General features: G+C 41.6%; 12 protein-coding genes. All 12 read right to left on the reverse strand.

Going from position 1 to position 23,068, the window contains the following annotated elements:
• Positions 1–1,357: 1,357 nt before the first annotated feature.
• The 12 genes from DW173_RS19975 to DW173_RS20030 all read right to left on the reverse strand — a co-directional run bounded on the left by DW173_RS19975 (position 1,358) and on the right by DW173_RS20030 (position 22,949).
• On the reverse strand, positions 1,358–3,418 hold the full coding sequence (locus tag DW173_RS19975) for a SusF/SusE family outer membrane protein (RefSeq protein ID WP_224262682.1): 2,061 nt from the start codon (positions 3,416–3,418) through the stop codon (positions 1,358–1,360).
• 57 nt (positions 3,419–3,475) lie between these two features.
• Positions 3,476–4,657 carry a metallophosphoesterase gene (locus tag DW173_RS19980; RefSeq protein ID WP_004296678.1) on the reverse strand — a complete coding sequence of 394 codons (1,182 nt, stop codon included), beginning with the start codon at positions 4,655–4,657 and terminating at the stop codon, positions 3,476–3,478.
• Positions 4,658–4,673: 16 nt separating this feature from the next.
• Positions 4,674–7,823 (reverse strand): glycoside hydrolase family 3 N-terminal domain-containing protein, encoded by a 3,150-nt coding sequence (locus tag DW173_RS19985; RefSeq protein ID WP_032849773.1) that lies wholly within the window; start codon positions 7,821–7,823, stop codon positions 4,674–4,676.
• A gap of 19 nt (positions 7,824–7,842) precedes the next feature.
• Positions 7,843–10,506, reverse strand: a complete 2,664-nt coding sequence (locus DW173_RS19990; RefSeq protein ID WP_008025349.1) for a RagB/SusD family nutrient uptake outer membrane protein — start codon at positions 10,504–10,506, stop codon at positions 7,843–7,845.
• A gap of 26 nt (positions 10,507–10,532) precedes the next feature.
• Positions 10,533–13,361 carry a SusC/RagA family TonB-linked outer membrane protein gene (locus DW173_RS19995; protein WP_008025350.1) on the reverse strand — a complete coding sequence of 943 codons (2,829 nt, stop codon included), beginning with the start codon at positions 13,359–13,361 and terminating at the stop codon, positions 10,533–10,535.
• A 29-nt stretch (positions 13,362–13,390) separates the two neighbouring features.
• On the reverse strand, positions 13,391–15,148 hold the full coding sequence (locus DW173_RS20000; protein WP_032849776.1) for a RagB/SusD family nutrient uptake outer membrane protein: 1,758 nt from the start codon (positions 15,146–15,148) through the stop codon (positions 13,391–13,393).
• Positions 15,149–15,153: 5 nt separating this feature from the next.
• Positions 15,154–18,579 (reverse strand): TonB-dependent receptor, encoded by a 3,426-nt coding sequence (locus tag DW173_RS20005; protein WP_008025355.1) that lies wholly within the window; start codon positions 18,577–18,579, stop codon positions 15,154–15,156.
• Between the two features lie 148 nt (positions 18,580–18,727).
• Positions 18,728–19,900 carry a FecR family protein gene (locus DW173_RS20010; protein ID WP_004310276.1) on the reverse strand — a complete coding sequence of 391 codons (1,173 nt, stop codon included), beginning with the start codon at positions 19,898–19,900 and terminating at the stop codon, positions 18,728–18,730.
• Between the two features lie 62 nt (positions 19,901–19,962).
• Positions 19,963–20,508, reverse strand: a complete 546-nt coding sequence (locus DW173_RS20015; protein ID WP_004296671.1) for an RNA polymerase sigma factor — start codon at positions 20,506–20,508, stop codon at positions 19,963–19,965.
• A gap of 57 nt (positions 20,509–20,565) precedes the next feature.
• Positions 20,566–21,756: a clostripain-related cysteine peptidase gene (locus DW173_RS20020; RefSeq protein WP_008025359.1), complete on the reverse strand. Its 1,191-nt coding sequence runs from the start codon at positions 21,754–21,756 to the stop codon at positions 20,566–20,568.
• 90 nt (positions 21,757–21,846) lie between these two features.
• On the reverse strand, positions 21,847–22,248 hold the full coding sequence (locus tag DW173_RS20025) for a hypothetical protein (RefSeq protein WP_004303864.1): 402 nt from the start codon (positions 22,246–22,248) through the stop codon (positions 21,847–21,849).
• Positions 22,249–22,325: 77 nt separating this feature from the next.
• Entirely contained in the window at positions 22,326–22,949 is a 624-nt protein-coding gene (locus DW173_RS20030) for a murein L,D-transpeptidase catalytic domain-containing protein (RefSeq protein WP_015532851.1), read from the reverse strand.
• Positions 22,950–23,068 lie beyond the last annotated feature (119 nt).

Below are 23,068 nucleotides of genomic sequence, written 5' to 3' on the forward strand. Positions count from 1 at the left end.
CTGTAGCTAGCGTTCATCCTGAGCCAGGATCAAACTCTTCATTGTAAAAGTATTTTTATCATCCCTTAGGATGACTTTTTTGCTCTGTTCAGGACGCCGTAAATTTATTGACCTTATTCAAATACCTATTAGTCTTAATTGTATCACTACTTCATAAGACAAGTATTGACGGTTCTATTTTTTTACTTGTACTACTTGTATTGTTTATCAATATTTCAAAGAACTTGCTGCTTTCGTTTTAAAAGCGGGTGCAAAGGTAAGGGCTTTATTTTTAACTACCAAACTTTTTCGGAAGTTTTTTTAGTTTTTCTTTTTACTCGATTTCTCTGGCTCTCTATGCGAAAGGGAAAGAAGGTATGAAAGAATAACTCTTGCCAATTTCCTTTGCGAATCGGACTGCAAAGATAAGAACTTTATTTATTATAATCCAAACTTTTTCGGAAGTTTTTTGTTCTTTTCTTTAAGTGGGATTCCACTTTTTCACTAAGTCAATTTGTCAAGGCTTTCTTCTCTTGGAAAGCGGGTGCAAAAGTACGCCCTTTTGGTATACACTCCAAATATATCAAACTATTTTTTCTAATTATTTTTGAGTACATTTGCTAAAGTGCTGACGCATAACGATGTTGTAGAACATATTTTTTATGTATAGGGAAATTGTGCGCGGAAACGACGAGAGGGATACACATTATTATATCACACGCGGGCGCGTAAAGGCGAAAAAGGAAAAAGCAAGAAGATGCCTGTAAGGGAAAAATCTGTAGTACAAAGACTCACCAACTCAACCCATTTATTTAAACTTAGGTCAATACCTCCTTTTTTCAGATTACAGAGTGCAGAACGGAAATGTTCGAGAATAGTATACATTCTCGCTTAGTGATTAGTAAGGGCTCACCAATGTGAACAAATAAGCTATCAAATGTAGACAAACAAGCTCACTACTGTAAACAAGTCTATCTACTATAGTGAGCCCATAAGAAGCATTAAGAGTTTACAGAAAGATCATTAGGTATTAACCTATAATTGATGAAAGAATATAGAATAAGAGACGGTACTTCAAAAGCAGATACTAATGACACACTTTCGGCATTTATATGATAGAAAAAGGATCAAAATAGTGAGATATGAGATTAGTTGTTTACATCCAAACAGAAGTATATTTCACTATAAATCAATAAATTAAAAGTAAAACTAAAATTAAATAGGGTGAGGGTAACTTTTTACCCTCACCCTACTGCCACACGTTCCCTCACACCTTGCAACCACGATGAATAAAGGGATTGAACGAAGGTGTGAGGGTGTGAGGGTAAAAGTGATATAAAAATATAATCAGCTACAATTTTTCTTGGAGCAGACCGGGCTAAGGAACTACTATCGTTCCTTTCGCTGCCCTGAAATCAAGAGTTATTATAGTGTTGGCAGCCCATACATAATCTTTGTTCGGTTCATCCATGCCCTCTTTACGCAAATAGATTTCAAGAGTCTCCGGATTAACAGCATATTCGCGTTTCCAAGCACCAAATGAAGGATTAAGATTATCAAAAGCAGGAATATAAGGATGTATTCTGAAACGTCCTCCATTAGGTAAAGTAACAGAGAATGTTTTCCCGTCGCTACTTTCCGTAAAAGGCAAGATCTTTTCGTTGTTTCCTCCGGCTGCCGTTCCATACCCATAGATTACAGGCTTTTGGATGGAGATGGTCTTCGAACCTAAATCAACGAAAATGATATAAGTACCACTTTGGGGGATAACCACCAGTCCTTCGTCAGAGATTTCGAAGCCCACATTATTAGTCAGTCCGGTAAACTCTCCATCACCAAATATCTTGGATGTAGAGAAACGAAGTTTAGTTCCGGCATTGAAATAATTAATATGTATCCATCGGTCGGCACTGTTCCAAACCTTATCTAATGAGATAACCCCATCCGAGCCCCAATTCATGTTTCCAAATTCATCGCCAACCATATAAATAGCCTTCGCTGTTGAGGGGACATCACTTGGAGAGGCAAAAGTCACAGCTATTTTACCTCTATCTTGAGAGAAATCAAGTTCTATTGGTATATTAGAAGCAACAGGAACCGGTTCCAGTGCAGCACCTACACCACGATAATAGATTTGTCCATTATAGATGTTGAATTCCATAGTGTTCCAGTCTCTATTGTTATAGTCGGAAGTTGCATACATCTGAAGATTGCCTTGTGTTGTAGTGACAGCAGAGAAATTCTGCCCGGAAAGATCGAACGATACTTCCTGTCCGTCAAAACACTCACCTATTCCATAAACGGCAGGTTTCTCAAAAGCTATAAGATTACGGTTCATATCTACATATACCAAATACAGGCCGCTTGTTTCTACCGTCGCTCTTCCGTTACTGCCTACAACATAATTGACATTTGTACCCAAAGAGGCAAAACTTTCCGCATCAGATTTTTCCGATGCCCATTTAATTCCCTGACCAGCATTGAAATACTTGATAGTCCAGAATGCACCATTGCCAAGCTGTCCCACAGGGGCCATCTCTACCACATTTGTCGAATTCCAATTCCAGTTTCCAAATTCATCTCCAATCATATATAGTTTCTCCGGATACCCCTCCGGTTCGGGTTCTATGATCTCATTGCCCGTCATCTTCGCAAAGAATTTTCCTGTCAAGACTTCATATTGAAGCGTTACTTTATACTCACCTTTGTTTTTAAGATTGAGCTGCACTTGCGACTGGTTGGTTAGTTCGGCATATTCTTCAGTTAAAACATTCATTTTTATACTTCCTCCCGTTCCGGTGTACATAGAAGAGAATGTATATTTCTCCGTATCTGTTTCCTTCACATCAAAAGACGTATTATCGGTATAATTAAACGAAAACTCTGCCGGTAATATCACTTCTAACTCGCCACTGGACACCCAGGTAGCCACATGGTTAATATGGTCGTAAGACGGTTTTTGAAGAAAGAGTTCGTTTTCACCGTCTTCTGTCAGTTCGAATTTACTCGTCAAACGGAAATTGAATGGAACAATATTAACCTGTTTCAATAAAGGATTCACAATTAGCTGATACAATCCATCTTCCATTACTCTGAAACCGCCGGTTCCAGGAGCCAAAGAATAAGTTGACACCTCACTGTTGTCGTTTTGCAAAAGCGCTCCCTGCCCATAATAAACGGGTTGCCCATCCGGTCCGACTAAAGAGATATAAAAATCTCCGCTGGATGTCAGCCATGTGTTCAATGCGACCAAAGTGCCCTCTTTTATCACATTCATTTTACCATTGATTGCCTCTACCGAGAATTGGGACGCACTCCCCGTCAGATAGATACCTTCGGGAACATTGATTTCCCGTTCATAGTGTATCCCGTCGTCGGCACAACGACAGAAAATAAATGGCAACGAAAATACAAATAATAATTTTATTATAGTTTTCATCTTCATGATTACATTAAATTATAAATAACTATACTATTGGAATCTAATGGTATTTGACTAAAATTTCACATCAAACTGATGTTGCTTCTTGTCTTTTCCATTCGCTCCTACCACATCAATCACCATTTTTCCATCTTTTATCTTACAAAGCAGATAGCTGTTATTATCATTGACAAGGATGGGAAAGTTGGCTTTATCGGGTTCTGATTCACGGAAATAATATTTATGAGTGTGTCCGGATAACATCAGATCAATTCCAGCCGTATTTAAAACGGGCAACAAGGTTTGCTGCAAATGATAGTTTCCATGCCAATTGCCTATCGTCGGCGGGATGTGCAGGAATGCGATCCGAAGGGATGATTGCTTAAAATCGTTTTCTTCCACCACACTCCGCAACCATAGGGTTTCTTCTTCTCGATAATTGTCATAGTCGGCAATACCGGCATACTCCAAATCCGAATCCGGCTTATCTTCACCGGAATCAAGAACAAGAAAACAAACCTTACCTATGTTGAAACGATAATAAAAAGTTCCGGTAGACGTAGGAAAATACTTTATCAACGCATCGGAATAAACTCCACGTGTTTCATGGTTTCCCCGATTGAAAACAATAGGCACTTCGGACGCAAACAATTCGACACAAGCATCAATATAATCTTTACATATCTGCTCCTGCCCCTCTACCCATGACGACATATCTCCATTAAGCAAAACGAAATCAAGAGATTTGAAATCTACTTCCCGACACAGAGACTTCATATAGTCACTCCGCCCGTGAATATCATTTAATACCAGAAAGGAAATTTCTTTCTTCCGGTCGTCGAAAGTTCTGAATCTGAAAGGTTCTTGCTTGTATACATTTGAAGCAGCAATCAATCCATAAGTTACCCAGTCACTCGAAGGCCAAGAGACAACTTCTCTCGAAAAAATCCGGTATCTGTATTCCCTGCCGGGTTCCAAATGTTTGATGCGTACACGGTGGATTGTATCATTGGCCCGCTTACGTCCGGACTCCGTATCGTAATATCGCGGACGTTCCTTCCCATAGAAATGATCTTCACCGGCAGGCGCCACTTCCACCCACGAAAGAGCAGGTTTGTTTGTAGTCCATACCACTGTCACGCCGTCGGTACTCATATCACACAGGTAAGGACCGTGTGTGATCTTTATACTGTCACCGTCATGTGCAGAAAGCCGAGCGGCAAAGATGACAAAAAATACAATTATCCAATTTCTCATAGAACGGTTCCTCCTTCTAATTTATTAGTTTGACCGATATGGTTTGTAAATCATTACTGTTGCAGCCGGTCATAATTTCAAATTCACCGGGTTCTACCACATAGTTCATGGCAGCATCATAAAAGCCTAAAGCTAAAGGAGAAATGTCAAACTGAACGGTCTTTGACTCCCCCGCTTTCAGGAATATTTTTTTGAATGCCTTCAACTCCTTTACCGGACGCACAACAGAAGCAACTTTATCATTCACATACAGTTGCACAGTCTCTTCGCCATCTCTGTCTCCGGTATTGGTTACTGTCACCGAAACGGAGATGGTCTCCTGTCGCGTATATTCTTTTTGGGTGCTCTGCGGAACTGAATAACTGAATGTGGTATAACTCAAACCGTAACCAAAAGGATAGAGCGGAGCATTCGGAACATCGATATGCCGGGTGGTTGAGGAATGGGGCATATCTCCCGGACGTCCGGATTTCTTATAGTTATAGTAAACCGGTACTTGTCCCTCTACCCGTGGAAAAGAAATGGTCAATCTTCCGGAAGGATTATAATCACCGAACAGTATATCAGCAATAGCGGTTCCTGCAGAAGTACCTAAAAACCAGGTTTCGAGAATGGCCGATACGTTCTTGTCCACCCATTCGATAGACAGCGGACGCCCATTCATCAATACGACGACAACGGGTTTCCCTGTGGCAACCAGTTCTTTTATCAATTCTTCCTGCACACCCGGCAAATCCAGTTGGGCACGGCTTCTCGATTCGCCACTCATCAAAGCTTTTTCACCGACAACGGCAATCACCATATCACTTTTGGAAGCCAATTTCACTGCTTCTTTGAATCCTGACTTATCTTCTCCGTCAAAATCGCAACCACGGGCATATCCAACTTTCGTTTTGTTACCGCCGATTTTGTTCTTTATGCCCTGCAATACAGTCGTCACATGGCGATCTTCCCCTCTTGCTCTCCACGAGCCCAGCAGTTCGGTCTGATTATCGGCCAGCGGACCTACCACGGCAATGGAACGGACATTTTTTGCCAGCGGTAATGTATGATTGTCATTCTTCAGCAGGACAGCCGATTTATGAGCCATGTCCAGTGCTGCATCCAGAAATTCTTTTTTCATGATTGTCTGCGATTCGTATTCTTCATTACAGAATTTATATGGATCAACAAACAGTCCCAAAGCATATTTGATATGCAGAATCCGACTGACGGAATTGTCGACATCTTCCATACTGATTTTACCGGCTTCTATCAGTTCTTTCATGTATTTATTATAGAGCCCATCTGTCATATCCATGTCGATGCCGGAATTGAAAGCCAGACGGGTAGCGTCTTTATCGTCTTCCGCCACTCCCTGCGCCACCAGCTGCTTCACTGCTTCCCAATCGCTTACCACAAAACCATTGAAATTCCATTGCCCTCTCAATAAGTCTTTGAGCAGGAACGGATGTGCGGACGCAGGAATACCATTTATATCATTGAAAGCACTCATAAAAGTAAGTACTCCCGCATCAATGCAAGCCTTAAAAGGAGGTAGATAAGTATCAAACAAAGTCCGTTCCGACATATCCACCGGAGCATAATCTCTTCCCGCCTGGGGAAGTCCGTAAGCTACCCAATGCTTTGCACATGCCAATACTGAATTATTCTCCCAAAGATTCCACTGAAAACCATTCACTCTTGCTTTGGCTATTTCACTTCCCAGGTAGGTGTCTTCTCCTGCTCCTTCCACTACCCTGCCCCAACGGGCGTCTCTTGCGATGTCGACCATAGGAGCGAACGTCCAATGTAGTCCGGCTGCCGAGGATTCAATCGCAGCAATCTTGGCAGCTCGTTCGATCGCTGCTAAATCCCAACTACACGATTCCGCCAAAGGAGTCGGAAAGATTGTCTTATATCCATGAATCACGTCCATCCCAAAAAGAATCGGTATCTTTATCCGGGAATAACGCATATTCTTTTCCTGCAAATCACGCAATGTCTTTGCACCGGATATATTCAAAACAGAACCTACAAGTCCGCGTGCTATCAATGAATCGCTCAAATATTCTGATTCAGGACCGGTTAGAAGGGTACGGCCTACGTATTGGGATAACTGGCCGATCTTCTCTTCCACAGTCATCCGTGAGAGCAAATCTTTAACAAATGAATCCGCTTCCGGAGTATGAGGTAGTTTACTATTTCCGACGATCCGGGTATGCGGATCGCGAACATAAACTCTTATCCAATCAATATCGAAATCAAATTGCTGCAATTCCTCCGCAGGATAGCCGACATCCAACTTGTCAAATGCTCCTACCTGCCCGGTGATAGCAATATCCCAAACTCTGTCCAGCCGATTCTCTTTACGAGCCTTAGTGATAAAATCAGTATATGCATCCCCCAACTGTGTACGGGTATGTATCTGGTAATTGACTTTATTATCTATCAGAAACGTAATGATGGCATGATTGTTATCAACAGGATCGGGATCTATCTGAACCGCATATACATGGAAATTATCTCCCGGCTTATCGTCTCCGATTTCAGTATATCGTATCTGACCTTTGGGTAGATTGATTCCCAACTTTTGCGTTTCCGAATTGAACAAATGCAAGGTTTGATTCGCTTTGGCCGGATAAGGATTTTCCCCGAAAGCTTTGGTAAAAAACTCCAGTATATCTATTTCGGCTACTCCAGCTCCTTTATAATGCCTCAACCAAAGTGCATTCCAAAGCCCATATAGATATGGGACTTTGGCTTTGATCTCTATGCGGCAGAAAAGAGGATAATATTTCTCCGTATCGGAATCTCTGCTGGACAGCGCTCCCGACCACCATCCGGTCTTGCTCTTCACACTGGGATGAACGGGACTGGGCGCATCTTTACTTTTGAATGAGTGAATTCGACAAATCTTCTCTCCTGTAGGAAGGGTTTCGATAAAGACCTGCTCCGGACGGTATGTCTGAAGCATGGCTTTATTTTCCTGATTATAGGTGGGTCGCCCCACTTTTTGGGAACCATATATTCCCCAATACCGGGAGTCAATCACATCTCCGTTAAACTCGTCTCCATCGTAATAAATCCATCCGGGAGGGGTTTCTGATGAAGGAGGAATAACGGTTTGGGCTTTCACCACCCCGATACAGCAAAATATGATTATTAGAATCTTTATTTTCAACATGATATTTCTTTTTAATGATTTACCAACCCGGATTCTGTTTCCAGTTCTTCAACTGCAGAATCTCACTTTCAGGTATGGGATACCAATACATTTTAGAATCAAACACTCTCTTTTCTACCACAGCACGGGAATAATCAAACTTCTCGACGGGATATTCCGGCTTTTCAGGAATCTCTGGTTCTGTTTCATCCCGGGTAAATACACGTACCCAATCTACATCCATCGAAACGTTTCTCAAATTGGCATTCCTGTCTTCGGGATAGCCGATACCATTTTCATTCTTTCCTCCGATTTGTCCGGTTATCGCAATGTCCCAGGTTCGCTTTTCTCTTCCCTCCGCTATTGCTTTGGTTATAAATGTATTATATCTGTCATCATAGTCAATCGTCTTGAATGTATTGGTTACTTTACCATCCAACAGGTAGCTGATGATAGCATGCTTATCCGGAGAAACCGGGTCCGGATCTACCTGAACGCCATACGTATGGAAGTCTGCTCCCGGATCAAAATCAAGCACTGTATGTCGTCCGTACCCATTCACGTTGATTCCCAGATTGCCTGTTTTATTATCATGCAAATGTAAAGCCTGGCTAAGCCGGCGGGGTGAAGCCGTATTCTCAAATTCCTTGACGAAAAACTCTTCGATGTCAAGTTCCGCAACACTGGCTCCTGCATAATGACGACACCACGGTCCCATCCATATACCATATATATAAGGTATTTTTGCACGAATCTCAATGCGGGAATGCAGAGGGTAATATTTCCCCTGATAACCATATTTGTCGGTATCCCGGCTGGACAAAGCTCCCGACCACCATCCTTCTCTCGTACTGGCAGTGCTTAATGTCGGAGCCGGTGGATTGTCGTCCTTGGTGGCTGTTATCCGGGCAAAGCTCAATCCGCCACTCCCTTTCTCAATCGTAATCTGTTTTTTACGATAAGTCTGGATATTTCCGGTGGGTTGTCCATACTGGGAGTTTCCTACCGGAGTGTCGCTTCCATACTGTCCCCAATATGAGTTGTTTATGACCAAATCATTGAATTCGTCTCCATCGTAATAATGCCATCCTTCCGGAACTTCGTTAGCCGGTATTACGGAATTCCGGGTAACAGCTCTTCGAGCCTGATTCTTACGGGTGATTTCAAGACCTAGCAAATCTCCTCCGAGTGTTTCTTGCGCAATCTTCCACCGTCTTACATCCCACGAACGATGCTCCTCAAATGCCAGTTCGACACGACGTTCACGCCGGATACGCTCACGCATTTCGTCCTGCGTCAATCCGGAAGGCAGATTCGGTTGTCCGGCACGGCTGCGCACTCGATTGACGTATTCTGCTATATCCGCATTTTCGGGATCGTATTCGTTCAAGGCTTCCGCATAATTCAGGTAAATCTCCGCTAAACGAAACAACGGCCAGATATGTCCCTGACTTCCTCCGCCGGTTTGGATATTCACATCTTCATTGAGGTATTTTTTCAGATAGAATCCGGTTTTGGTTGCATTGGTAACGCCCAGACCGTCTTTTCCACCGTCCCAATTCTCTACCGCCGTGCTTTTCCAAACGGAATCATTCAGCAGAATGGTAGCATTCAACCTGTCATCCCGGTAGAATTGCGGACGAACGGCATTTTCCTCATTCTCCCAACTAAAATAGCTGCCATCTTTCATTTCATAAGAGTCTACCAGATTCAACGAAGGATTGATGCCGCCTACCCCACCATAACTGACAGGAAAGTTGTATTTTTCAAAGTCGGAATTGTTTCCATAACGACGCATCAGAATAAACTCGGAATTCTGAAAGTTATTCTTGAATAAAGTGGCATAACTGCCATACAACGAATATATGCCCAGATCAATTACGTCTTTCGCAGCCTGTGCCGCAGCTTTCCATTTCTCCATATCGGAAGGAAGATCGCTTTCCGAAAAATTCTGCCAGTCCAGATACAAGGGACTGGCCGCATACAATAAAACTCTGCTTTTCAAAGCCAATGCGGCTCCCTTCGTTGCACGTCCCAAATCCGAATCGATTCCTCGTCCCGGAGTTAAATCGAGCACTTCGGCTACCTTATCACATTCGCTGGAGATGAATGAGATGCAATCGTCCATAGACGGGCGTGGAGTCTCCGAATAATCCGCATTGACGGATAGTGTAGAAGTAATCACAGGTACAGGTCCGAAACGTTTCACCAGCTCGAAATGGAAAAACGCTCTTAAAAAACGGGCCTCATATTTCCATGTTTTCAAGTCATTCAGACGGTTCTGATATTCATTCTGATTATCCGGATCGAGTCTGTATTTATCCAGATTCACTCTGTCTACATTTTCTATAAATTCATTCGCTATGCGAATTCCTGCGTAATACTTATTCCACAAATCATCCGGATTGGACCTTGAATTCCAGGCTCCGGTGTTGAAGTGCTGGATGTTGCAGGAGGCATTAGCATGTTCGGCATCATCGGTAGCGGCATCCAACATAGCTTCGGAACCGATACGGTTGAAACCATCAGGCAGATACCGATAAGCATTGACTAGAAATTTGCTTGTACGTTCATAGGAAGTAAAGGTCATCTCGTTGTCGATAAACGAATCATACTCTCTGTCCAGATAATCACTGCATCCAGACAATATGCTGATAGCAGCAAGAGCATTCAATATGATAGATAAACCTATTGGGTATTTCATAATTATTATATTTTTGTTCTTACCTATTAAAAATCAATTTTTATTCCCAGGTTGTAGGAACGTGTCAACGGATATGTAATCAAAGAACTGCTTTCCGGGTCGGCCAATCCGTCAAGATGACTCACGGTGAAAAGATTGCTCGCATTAGCATACACATACAATCTGGACAATTTTATCGCTCTTGCTATTGACTGGGGGAAGGTATATCCAATCCGGATATTCTTCATTCTGAAGTAGTTTCCGTTTCTTTTCCAATATGTAGATATCCGGTAATTGTTTTCAAATGTCCGGGTAGACAAACGGGGATAAGAAGCATTGGGATTCTCCGGTGTCCAGCTGTCGAGAGCCAGTTTTGAAGCAGAGCCATTGTCGGTAAAGGAATAAGCCAACGGCCCGCTCAAATAGATGTCTCTATTGGCAACGCCATGAAATAAAGCCTCAACGTCTATCCCTTTCCATTCAAAGCCTATTTTCAAAGCATAATTCCACTCCGGAATATTAGAATATCCCACAGGATAGGAGTCATTGGAATCGACTACTCCATCACCATTTTTATCGATATATTTTATATCACCGGGGTTTACTTCTCCAAACTGCGGTACCGGTAAATGTGACTTCAGACTTCCATTCGAATCGAAATCACTCTCCTGATACAGTCCGTCAGCAACAAGTACAAAAGGAGTATTCACGGAACGTCCTTTACGATATTGATAATCGTAGAGTTTCACTTCTTCCGCCATATCGACAATTTCATTCTTTGCATACCACGCCGATGTTTCAACGTAATAGTTGAAGTTGTTTTTAAGACTGCTTTCGTACCTGATCGTACCCTCGAAACCTTGATTCTTTACTTTACCTACATTCATATAAGGCAATATGTCGCCATAAGAGGCTCCAACAAATCCGGGAATAGTGGAATACGGCTGTGACAGGATATCATATCTTTCTTTATGGAAATAATCGAATTCTACCGACAGCCCTTTCAGTAAAACTGCATCCAATCCAATATTGAATACACGTTCCTTCTCCCAACTAATATCGGGATTGGCAATCATATCTGCCCGAAACCCGCCTGTTGATGACGACCCTGTACCTAAAAAATAGGAGCCGTTACTGCTATAAGTCTGGTCGAACAGATAACGTCCGTTCTCATTCTGATTGTTTCCAACCAGTCCGATAGATGCTCTTAGTTTCAAATATTCAACCCAGTTGATATTTTTCATGAAGTTTTCTTTCGACAGTATCCATCCGGCGGAGAAAGCGGGAAAGAATCCATATCTTTTTCCAGGAGCATAATCATCACAACCTGTATATGAAGCTGCAAATTCTCCTATGTATTTTTGATTATAAGAGTAAGTTACCCGCCCTGCATAATTCAAGTATTTAATGTCATCACGACTTCCATATTTCTGATATAAATCAGACAGGAAAAAGATGCTGGCAGTGAGTTGATGTTGCTTGAAAACGCGATCATAATCCAACTGTGCCTTAAAGTTCAGACGGCTCCAGTCAGTACGGAATCCTTCATCGGATTCCAAAGGAGAATCAGCGCCGTAGGGTGTATATAGCACCTCTCCCCCTGCTCCTTTGGAAAGAGAATAACGGGCATAATTCTGATTCTTTATAGATGAATCCGCCATATAGTTGTTGTAGGCAATACCGGCACTGACACTTAATCCCTTTGTCAGTTTCTCCAGGTCGTATTTAGGCATAAAAATCAGTTGGAAAGTCCGGCTGTTTTCTTTATAAAGCCCTCTGCTGACGATATTACCGACCGGGTTGGTAAAAGCGGCATTTCCTCCATACGATCCGTCGGGGTTGTACACCGGAAATGCATTCGGAGCTGTTCTCCATATCGCTCCCAAAAGTCCGTTGGCAGAACTGCTGCCTCCGGGAATAGAGCGATTACCTACACTCCCGCTAAAATTGAGTCCGGTAGACAGGTGTTTGCTTATCTGGATATTCAAATTAGACCTGAAATTAAAGCTCGCATAATAGGCATTCGAGTTTTCCCGGCGTTTTTTATCGGTGTCTTTGTAGAAACCGATGTTCTGCAAAAGATTCATCATTACATAGTATTGCACCACATCTCCTCCTCCTTTAAAACTTAAATCAGCCATACTCAAAGGAGCTGTATTATTCAAAATGGCCTTTTTCCAGTTTACATTGGGGTAAAAGTAAGGATCGGTGTTGTTCTGATAGGCATTCAATTCCTCTGGAGTGTATAAACGAGGCAATCCGTCATTCACACGCGCCTGATTGTATAAGGTGGCATAATCATACGCATTGATAGGATCGGGAACGCCCAACGGTTGTTGTATTCCCGTTTGTAAACGGATACTGACTTGCGGAGCGGAAACGCATCCTTTCTTGGTTGTCACCAATAAAACACCATTTGCACCACGCATACCATATAAAGCCAGAGCCGAAGCGTCTTTCAATAATGTTACAGACTCGATTTCCGCAGTGGACAGACTTTCAATCGGGGCTTCGAAACCGTCGACATATACCAGCATTTTTTGTCCGCTTGCATAGGAAGTACGTCCCCGGAGGTAGAGATTCGCGATAGAGAAATCATAGCCGGGCTCTCCGCTTTGTTGCAACAATGTTAGTCCGGGAAGCTGTCCTTGCAGACTATTTCCCAAGCTTGCGGAAGTAGTTTTCAGCAAATCTTCCCCACGTATGGAAGAAATGGCACTTGTTCGCCTCCATTCCGGTTGTTGCCCATAGGCGACTTCTACAAGTGCAGAATCGGCTATGTGTTGAGCAAACAAAACGGGAGCATAAAAAGTGAGAATAGTAGTCAAAAGTATAGCATAACGCTTCCCTTTGTATATACTGTTTATTATTGTCATACCTTTTATTTTTAGTTGATTGAACATATTTACCATCCCGGATTCTGAAGCATATACCCTTTATCTATTTCGGTCTGCTTGATAGGATGTAAATAAGAACGGTCACTCCATAATCTGTTTTCAAAGACATAAGGTTTGTAATGTACTTTACCCGGTGCTCCTGTAACAGCGGAGAGCTGCAATCCATACATGGCACCTTTCATAACACCTTCATCATCGGCTATCAGCCAACGTCTTATATCCCAGAAACGATGATCTTCATAAGCCAGTTCCACGGCTCGTTCTCTTCGCAGTTTCTCCCTGAACTGCTTTTTATTCAAAGTGGAAGGAAAGCCCGGCATTCCGGAGCGTTCACGAACTTTCAGGACTGCATCGAATGCTTCTTTCGGGGGAGTTTCATAATATTCATTCAAAGCTTCTGCATAATTCAGATAGAGTTCGGCTACCCGGAAGACAATCCAGTCCATATTAGTGGAGTTGCGCGGAGCCGTTGCTCTTAGTACGCGAGGTACCCATTTGCGAACCAGGTGTTTCGTTTTATCATTGGCTACATTGTGAGCTCCACCGGGCAGAAAATTAAGAATTCCAATCTCTGTATTCCAGTTAGCTCCATGTGCTGCAATGGTTTGCGCAAAACGAGGGTCCAGTTCGTCGTACTTTTCAAGCAGATCATCGCCACCATCCATATTCCATGTTTGTTGGTTCCCGTCTTTTTTCTCATAGAAACGCACGAAATTGAAGGTTGTAAAAAGACCGCCGTCGCTCCAACTACTTCCCGCCCATGCCGGTATATTGCTTGTTATGGGATGACTGCTTGTTGTGAAATTCCGATATTTTTTGTTGGCCAGAATTATTTCTTTGTTATCGGGAGCAGTCCACACATGTTCGTAATTTGTTTCAGGTGTTCCCTCATCGTACAAGTCATAATAGCCAGAAGATTCAACAGCGGTAATGGCTGCCTTGGCTGCTTTAGCAGCTTCATTCCAGCGTTCTTTACTATAGTTTCCATATCCTATCAGGTCATTATTTCCACTTAAAGGAAGGTACGGATCGTCGGTATTGAACAAAGGACTCGCCGCATACAGGAGTACTCTGGATTTGAGGGCTAAGGCGGCTATCCTGTTTGCCCGTCCCACCAATATCGAATTCGTATAATAATCCGGTAATATGGAGGCAGCCCGGTCACAATCGACAAGAATGGAGTCTACACAATCGGAAAATGTATTACGGGGTAGTTTACCATCTTCCGACGGATTTATTCTACGGTGTATTATAGGCAGTCCACCATATCTATATACTCCTTCCCAGAAGACCAAAGCCCGCATAAAATAGGCTTCGCCTCTGGAACGTGTCTTAAAATCAACGTCTCCCGGATCATCGGGCACTTCGTCAATACGTTCAAGCACGATATTGCATTTTCGTAATGTCTGCCAACGGGTGTTGTGACGGGGGTCTTCATCCCAGTCTATGCTGCTGTTGTTATGATTGTCCACGTTCCACGAGGCATTGCCCTTCCCCCAGTTTGCACCTTGTTCGGCTTCATCACACGCTCCTGCCAGGGTTGAGGTTGCACACAATTTACGGTCGATCCCGCTACTTCCCATCGAGAACCCCAGCGGCATACCTTCTGCATAGATGCCTGTTATGTATTGTTCTGTCAAAGTCCTGTCGGCAAAGACACCGTCTTCATCCAAATCGACAGAGGGCGGAGCTTCCAGATAGTCACTACACGAAAACATCAATACAGACGACAGAAGTATTGCACATATATATGTTATTCTTTTCATGATTATCAAAAATTTATATTAAGACCAATATTATATACTTTCTGCAACGGATATGTATTGATTTCAACATTTCCACTTCTCGAAGGTGCTTCCGGGTCCAGATCTACCACATCTGTCCACGTGAATAAATTGGAACCGTTGAAATATAATCTTACACTATTCAGGTTAAGCCGTTTGACAAAACCTCCGGTAAATGTATATCCTACTTCGAGGTTTTTCAATCGCAAATAACTGGCATCCCGTATCCAAAGAGTAGAAGGACGATAGTTGTGATCGGTTTCTCCGTTGGGATTCAGAGACAAACGGGGAAAGGTGATCTTTTCTCCTGCCTCATACCGTTCCTGTGTCCAACGTTCTTTTATCAGAGATTTCGCACTCTCTTCTCCTTTCGCGAAAGGCCACATCGACCGTCCGAAATATTTAATGGATACATTGTCGGCTCCCTGAAATAAGATGGAGAAATCAAATCCTTTATATTGCGCTCCGAATGAGAAACCGTAAATAATCTCCGGTACGGGGGTGTATCCTATCGGAACCATGTCGTAATCATCAATCACTCCATCCTGGTTGACGTCTACATACTTGACGTCTCCCGGTTGCAACTGATTCCCGCTCCATGAACTTTTAGGACGGTCTAATGCATTGATTTCTTCCCACGAGTTATAGTATCCGTCAAAGATCAGTCCGAAAAACTGATTCTTTCTTCTTCCGGTAGTCATCTGATAATCATATCTCTTCTGCACTTCATCCATGTAGATGATTTCATTCCTCGCAAATGAATAATTGAAGCGTGCCCAATAATGGAAATCTTGTATATGATGTCTAAAATTAAGGTCCATTTCCCAACCGCGATTTTCCATTTCTCCAAAATTATATGCAGGAAGATTAGCACCTATAATCATGGGGGATGTTGATCTGTTGGCTAATATGTTATTTCGTTTTTCTTTGAATATATCAAATGAAGCAGTCAGACAATTATTGAACAGATTAATATCTACACCGACATTCATCTTTTTCGCCTTTTCCCAAGTCAAATCAGGATTACCGATTTTATTTTCAACAATCATCAGTGAAGTATACGGATTGGAAGCCAAACCGAAATTATACTTGTTCACACCCGAATCGCTCGCTGCTCCATAAGAAGACGGCAGATACAAAAATCGATCACCACCTATCTGATCGTTTCCTACCTCTCCGTAGGACCCTCTCACCTTTAGATATTTAACGATATTGTTTTTCGGAAAAAACTTTTCTTCACTGATGACCCAACCTAATGAAACAGCAGGAAAAAATCCGAACCGTTTGCCTTTGGCAAAATTCTCGGTTCCGTTGTATCCCATATTGAATTCTGCCAAATAACGGGAGGCATATTCATAGGTCAATCGTCCTACCAATCCCTGATAAGCATTAGGTACATAATATTGAAGGGAGGGGGAATAGTATTTACTCTGATTATACAGAATAAGTGCTGTCGTTTTATGAAGCCCGAAAGTTCTATTATAATCAATTCCAAACTCCATATATACTTTCCGGTTCTTATCCCATCCGGTACTTACAGACCAGATACTCTCTTCTGATTGGGGGATCAGATAGATGTAATCCGGATCTTCCGCATCACGGCGCGCAAGATAATAAGGAAAGGTTTTCGAATATTTCTTACGGCTGTAATAATAGCTATCATACGCGATACTCCCGTGTACGGACAAACCTTTGGTCAGCAAAGATGATAAATCATAATTCAGACGTAATGTTGTATTGATGTTATTTCTATTATCTTTCTGATAACCGTTGCTTAATAAGGTTTGCCAGGGATTGACGCTTCCCAATCCATCCTGTATGCGGACAATTTTATTGTCCACCAATCCCGGAGAGCTCAAGGGATTGGCAAAAGAAATAGCTTGCCAGATTCCACTGTTACCGGAGCCCGGAGTAATCACTCTGCCTATCTGGGCGGCCATTTGAACAGTTGCCGAAAAGTCCCGCGTTATCTGAAAATCGAAATTAGTTCTGAAGTTATAACGGGTGTTACGGGGATTTACATCATGATCCGAATCTATCTTGGTATGTTTATAGATACCGGTCTGATCGAAATAACTTCCCGATATAAAGTATTTCACACGTTCTGTACCACCCGAAAGGTTGATGTTATGTTGAGTGCGGGTAGAAAACTTTCTAAGAAAATCGTCTATCCAGTTAGTGTTCGGATGCAAAATCGGATCAAAGCCATTTCTGTACAATTCAATATCTTTATCCGTGAATTTCGGTTGGTAGGTAGAACCCGAAACCCGGGAGTCATTTTCTAAAGCTTCATTGTATAAAGTTGCATAATCCGCACTATTCAGATAACTGGGGAGCTGGGTAGATTGCTGCAAAGCAAAATTACCCGAATAGCTCAACCGGGGACGCCCTCTTTCCCCTTTACGGGTAGTAATTAATACTACGCCGTTAGCTCCCTTTACTCCATAGATCGCTGTTGCCGAAGCATCTTTAAGTATATTCAATGATTCAACTTCATTCGGATCTATGCCGTCAAAATTAGTTCGTTCGATGCCATCGATCATTATTAAAGGAGCCGTGTTGTCTGTAAATGTACTGACACCTCTGATTAACAGACTGGAAGCGTCTTCGCCGGGAGCACCACTTCTTTGAAAAGCAATCAATCCCGGCATTCGTCCTACCAGCATGTTACTAATATTGGATTGTTGTGTCTGTACCAGTTCTTTCCTCGAAATAGAAGCGATAGATGCTGTCACACTTTCTTTCTTCTGCTTTCCGTAGCCGACAACAACGACTTCCTCCAGACTTTGCTCGGCTTCTTTTATTTCAATAGAAAGCACTTTATTGTCTTTTACAGGTACTGTCGTCGTGACATAACCGATATAACTGATTTCCAAAACTGCATTCGGATTTACAGATAAGGCAAAGCGCCCGTTTATATCGGAAATTATGCCGTTAAATGTACCGACTTCCTTGATATTGGCACCGATAATCGGTTCTCCTTTTGTATCGGTAATAGTACCGGTTATTCTCCGAGGTTCCTGTGGCTGTGAAGAAAGATTCTTTTTCACTGCCGTTTTTCTCTTTACAACAATCTGTTTTCCATTTATTTCATATACCAGATTTGTCTTTTCAAACAAGGCTGACAATTTTTCTGTGATTGTCTTCTTCCTAGATAGATCTACACTGACAACTTGATTTAAACTAGGTCGGATATCTTTCGAATAGATGAAAACGTAGCCTGTTTCTTTCTCTATATCTTTAAAATATTCCAGTAGAGTCCCTTTCTTTATATCATAGAGTTCGCTCGTTCCATTTCCATTAGCGAGAGTTACATTCGCTATAAATAGAAAAATAACAAAAAATTTCACAAACAGATATGATTTACAAAGAAAATATGCCCTATTTGCATGATTGTAATAGGAATTTTCCATATTTTTGCGTATCAATTTTTAGGTTTTTCATAAGTAATTGAAAAATTTAAATCTCACGGGTTCGGAAGAGTTGCCTCTCTTCCGAACTTCTTTTTTACAAAGGCTTCATTTCTGTGGTTTATTCATAGGCATTAAATTTTTAGGGTTATTACTCGATTTTTATACTTCCCGCTTCAATTGTACACTGGACATCGTACAGCAACGAGAAGGTTTTCATGACTTGTTCTATATCATCAAATAAGATAAGTTTTCCCATTGTACACTTTTGCGCAACTTCCGGTGTACATGTGATAGATACATTATAGTAGCGACTTAGCCGTTGGATAATATCTTTCATTGTCTCACCCCGGAACTGAAGTACGCCATCTTTCCATGAAATATAATCGTAAGCATTAACTTCGTCGATGCCGGATATCCCATCACTCAACTTAAAACGCTGATTAGGCAAAAGGACAAAATCTTCATTGGAGTTTGCTTTTACATTTACTTTTCCTTCTACCAACACCACGGATTGCAATGCATCATCAGCATAGGCAGACACATTAAACTTTGTTCCCAATACATTAACTGTCAGTTGGGGTGTCTCTACATAAAAAGGCCGGGAAGTATCTTTGGCAACTTCTATATAAATCTCTCCTTCTACTTTTATCCTGCGTTCGCCCGGACCAAAAGAGGAAGGGAAACGTAATTTACTTCCGGAATTAATCCATACTTTCGATCCGTCTGCCAATACAATGGATGAATGGCTACCATAAGGAACTATCAGTGTATTTTGTTTTCCGGGTTGAACCGCTCCCTCTTTGATTATCTCTGTTTCCTTACCATCGGATTGAATAGTAATATTGCTATCATAAGTAATGACGGCATTATTCTCTATCTGAATCGCTTCCGCATCATCTCTTATCAGCATTACTTTCTGATACAGAGTATCTGCTTTCACATTGACAAGCAGATCATCAGCAGTTCCGGACGTCTGAAAAGAATGAATCAACCAGAAAGAAACAATACCTAATATTAGTACACAGGCGGCAGCATAACGGGTAAATAAGATAAAACGATGTCTCTTATCACGACGCTCCATGCTTGTCTCTATACGTGCCCACAATCTTTCTGATTCTTCGGGTAAGCGCTGAACCGGATTCAGCCGGGCAGATAATATGATTTTGCGGGCCTCCTGTAGGGATGCTTGATCTTCGGGATGCTCTTTTTGATAATTAACCCACCATTCTTCCGATTCCTGGGTAGGAGCCAGACACCACAATATGAAGTCTTCATTTTGTAGCCATTGTTTTGTCGATTCGGGTATTCGATCTGAATGCATACTCGTTCTTTTTACGGTTTCACTTTAAAAACACGCAAAGAACAAAAATACCCCCACGAAAATTAAAGAAAATAACCGAAAAGGAAAAAATAAATAATTTGAGGCTGAATTTTACGCATTTGTTCGATAGCCCGATACACTAATTTCTGTGCTGCTTTAGGTTGTATTCCCATCAATTTCCCGATTTCCTCATAGCTAAGTCCTTGGGTATAACGAAGATATACAGCCTCCCGTTGCCGGTCTGTAAGGCTATCCAGCATCTTTTTCAGCTGTTTTTGCATAGCGGCTCTTTCTTTTTCTTCATCTATGAGTTCAAAGCCGTTCACTTCAATAAGGAAACTATAGTTATCAGAACCTTCTTCCAGAAATTCGGTATTCATTTCTTTTTTCTTAATGGTCCGAATCCGGTTCTTCAAACAGTTCAACAGATAGAACTTCATATTCTGACTTTCCCAAAGTTTGTGCTCACGCTCATATAAATGCAAAAAAACATCGTGAATGGCATCTTCTAAAAGTTCTTTACTAATGCCAAAAGCAATGCCGTATGAAAACAAATCGTTCTCATACGTCTCATATAACCACTTATATAAGGATTGCTTATTCTTCACACTATCTTCACAAAAAGTTAGAATCCTATCTTCTAAAGAATATTGAAATGGTAATTATCACCAGCCTGTCTCATCCCATCCGGCAGCGGAGTACCATTGTATCGACTGACGATAAAAAGGATTTATCTCCTCTTCATACGACTGACGAAATATATAAGTAGAAAGTCCTGCAGAGCCATTCATCGAGAAACTACCGCCATAACTGGAGTAATTATTAGGAGTAGTCTTCCAATAAACCACAGCAGCATCATAAGCAGCTTTCCAAGCCTCATATTCGCTAGTCTCACTACCTAAAGAACGTATTAATCCATCAAAATCATAATAATACTTACTGGACCGACAATCATAACAGAGTATGCCCGATGTGGCTATCGCTTGTCTGCCCTTAATATATTTCGGAATAATCTCACTACTGCTTTTAGCCAGTTGTTCCAACATGGAAGTGTTCACTACAGAAACAGAGACTCCTGCCGTCCAGGGATCACCTAAGCCCCAATTATATGGCAATTTGCCAGTATAAAGATTTTCATCTGCATAAAATTCAAAATATGCCTTTGCTATGTCCGTAGCCGATGCATTATTGGCAAACATAGCCGGAACTACTTTCTGATATGGAGCACCCGGTGCGGGTATCTCTGTCGGAGAGCCTATTATGTAATCCGCATGTTCCTTCAATTCATAGACCACCTCAACAGATTGCATAAAGCATGCATCGAAAAGAAGAAAACTCAAATGAGGCGCATTACGCAGAACATCTTTTAACTCGGAAATATCCATGTAATTTGAACCACCATCCTGTCCCCACCAACGGGTTTTATTCTGCGATTTTGCCAACCATCCTTCTCCATGAGACCACAAAACCAACCCATAACTCTGTGCCGGATATTCAGAAAATGCCGTGTTGATAACCTCCTTCATCTTAGAGACATCTACAGAGTTTCGTCCTTCATACGTAGCGATTACCTCCTGTACGACATTCTTCTTTTTATCCTTCTTCAATCGAATTAGTTTAGGACTTGATCCGGTATCAATGTATACGAGTAGGTTATAAGAGTTATCATCTACAGACTGCATTCCCTCTGTCATTTCCGCCAAATCCTCTGTGGCAAAGCTGCGAAGAGAATTGTCACCTGCTATATAAACAAGAACTGTACGCATCTGGACTCCTCTTTCATCATCGTCATTATGACAAGCGATTACCAGCATAGCCAAACACACAAACAAGGAGAATATTTTTATCTTTTTCATTAGATTTCAAGTTTATTACGAGGCAAAGATAAAAAAATAAGAGATGCAAAGCTGCATCTCTTATTATATTAACAATTTAACTATTGCTTATTATTCTTCCGGTTTCGTAAAGTGGAATTTATCAGAATCAATCCGCGACACCGTCATTCTATTATTTTTCTTGTATTTATTCAGAATCTTCGTTGCTTCTTTTTCCAACTTCTTTCTGTTTTCCGAGAAGTAAATCATACATGTACTATTCTGCTGCAGTTGGTTATCCTCCAGATAATTTTTCAACTGATAACTATATAATTCACGATGAGCCAAGAACCCTTCTTTGCTAACCTTCGCACTATCTAATATCTGAATATCCGTGAAATAGACTACCGTATCCGTAAATGAAGCAGAAATTCCAAAAGCATAAACCGGTTTAGAATGGTCTTTTTTCAGAGAAAAAGCGGAGCACATGGTAAACACAAGTGCAATTGCAAATAGTATTTTTACGTATTTCATATCATATAATTTTTAACTTCGCAAAGGTAACAAAAAAGAGGAGACTACCTCGATTTATCTCAAATAAATAGCATTTCTTAATCATAAATCCATAACAATACAGGTTTCTTTTCTACCTTGAGCAGCCTGTCAACCTTCCTCATCACCTCATCAGATATCACAGGACACCCTTGACTGATTCCTAATGGAAGATGCAAAGGATACACCTCCGTTTCCGGCATCGGAGTATAAGAATGTAACACGATATACCGTTTGAAAGCATTGTTATTCGTTGCTTCCAATCCATGCAATTTATAATGAACATTAATCCCCCACTTACTATACGACCGTATCCCTACTTTATATTTTCCTAAAGAAGAGCAATAACTACCTTCCACATTACTGAATACAGGCTTGGACAGCGTACTGTTTTTCCCGTATCCATGCGCACAAAGACTTGCATACTTCACAGAATCTCCCTTGAAATCCCATACAAAGAAACGCCTTTTACCGGAATGAATACTGAAATCTACCAGAAAGCAATAATTTGTATTATACCCGTTCTTATCACAATAAGCCCTTCCCGCCTGCGCTTTTTCACGCAAACGTTGCTCTATTTTAACAGGCACCGTGTCAGAAGACAATGTCGCATATCTTGCGTATGCCATCACCCCTGCTCCCAAAGCAACCAGAACAAATGATATTAGAACAAATTTCTTCATAAAACTCACATAGCACAAGATTAAATTATAGAATAGGACTTATATAAAAAGTCGCATAAGTACATTCTTCTACATGAAAAGTGCGACTTATGCGACTCAAATTCTTTTTTTCAGAAACT

This window comes from Bacteroides sp. AM16-13 (assembly GCF_003602705.1).
Lineage (GTDB): Bacteria > Bacteroidota > Bacteroidia > Bacteroidales > Bacteroidaceae > Bacteroides > Bacteroides xylanisolvens.

What these genes read in the sequence shown, in the direction of transcription:
- DW173_RS19975 (WP_224262682.1), bottom strand. Translation starts at nt 3,418, where the DNA reads ATGAAAACTATAATAAAATTATTATTTGTATTTTCGTTGCCATTTATT.
- DW173_RS19980 (WP_004296678.1), bottom strand. Translation starts at nt 4,657, where the DNA reads ATGAGAAATTGGATAATTGTATTTTTTGTCATCTTTGCCGCTCGGCTT.
- DW173_RS19985 (WP_032849773.1), bottom strand. Translation starts at nt 7,823, where the DNA reads ATGTTGAAAATAAAGATTCTAATAATCATATTTTGCTGTATCGGGGTG.
- DW173_RS19990 (WP_008025349.1), bottom strand. Translation starts at nt 10,506, where the DNA reads ATGAAATACCCAATAGGTTTATCTATCATATTGAATGCTCTTGCTGCT.
- DW173_RS19995 (WP_008025350.1), bottom strand. Translation starts at nt 13,361, where the DNA reads ATGACAATAATAAACAGTATATACAAAGGGAAGCGTTATGCTATACTT.
- DW173_RS20000 (WP_032849776.1), bottom strand. Translation starts at nt 15,148, where the DNA reads ATGAAAAGAATAACATATATATGTGCAATACTTCTGTCGTCTGTATTG.
- DW173_RS20005 (WP_008025355.1), bottom strand. Translation starts at nt 18,579, where the DNA reads ATGGAAAATTCCTATTACAATCATGCAAATAGGGCATATTTTCTTTGT.
- DW173_RS20010 (WP_004310276.1), bottom strand. Translation starts at nt 19,900, where the DNA reads ATGCATTCAGATCGAATACCCGAATCGACAAAACAATGGCTACAAAAT.
- DW173_RS20020 (WP_008025359.1), bottom strand. Translation starts at nt 21,756, where the DNA reads ATGAAAAAGATAAAAATATTCTCCTTGTTTGTGTGTTTGGCTATGCTG.
- DW173_RS20025 (WP_004303864.1), bottom strand. Translation starts at nt 22,248, where the DNA reads ATGAAATACGTAAAAATACTATTTGCAATTGCACTTGTGTTTACCATG.
- DW173_RS20030 (WP_015532851.1), bottom strand. Translation starts at nt 22,949, where the DNA reads ATGAAGAAATTTGTTCTAATATCATTTGTTCTGGTTGCTTTGGGAGCA.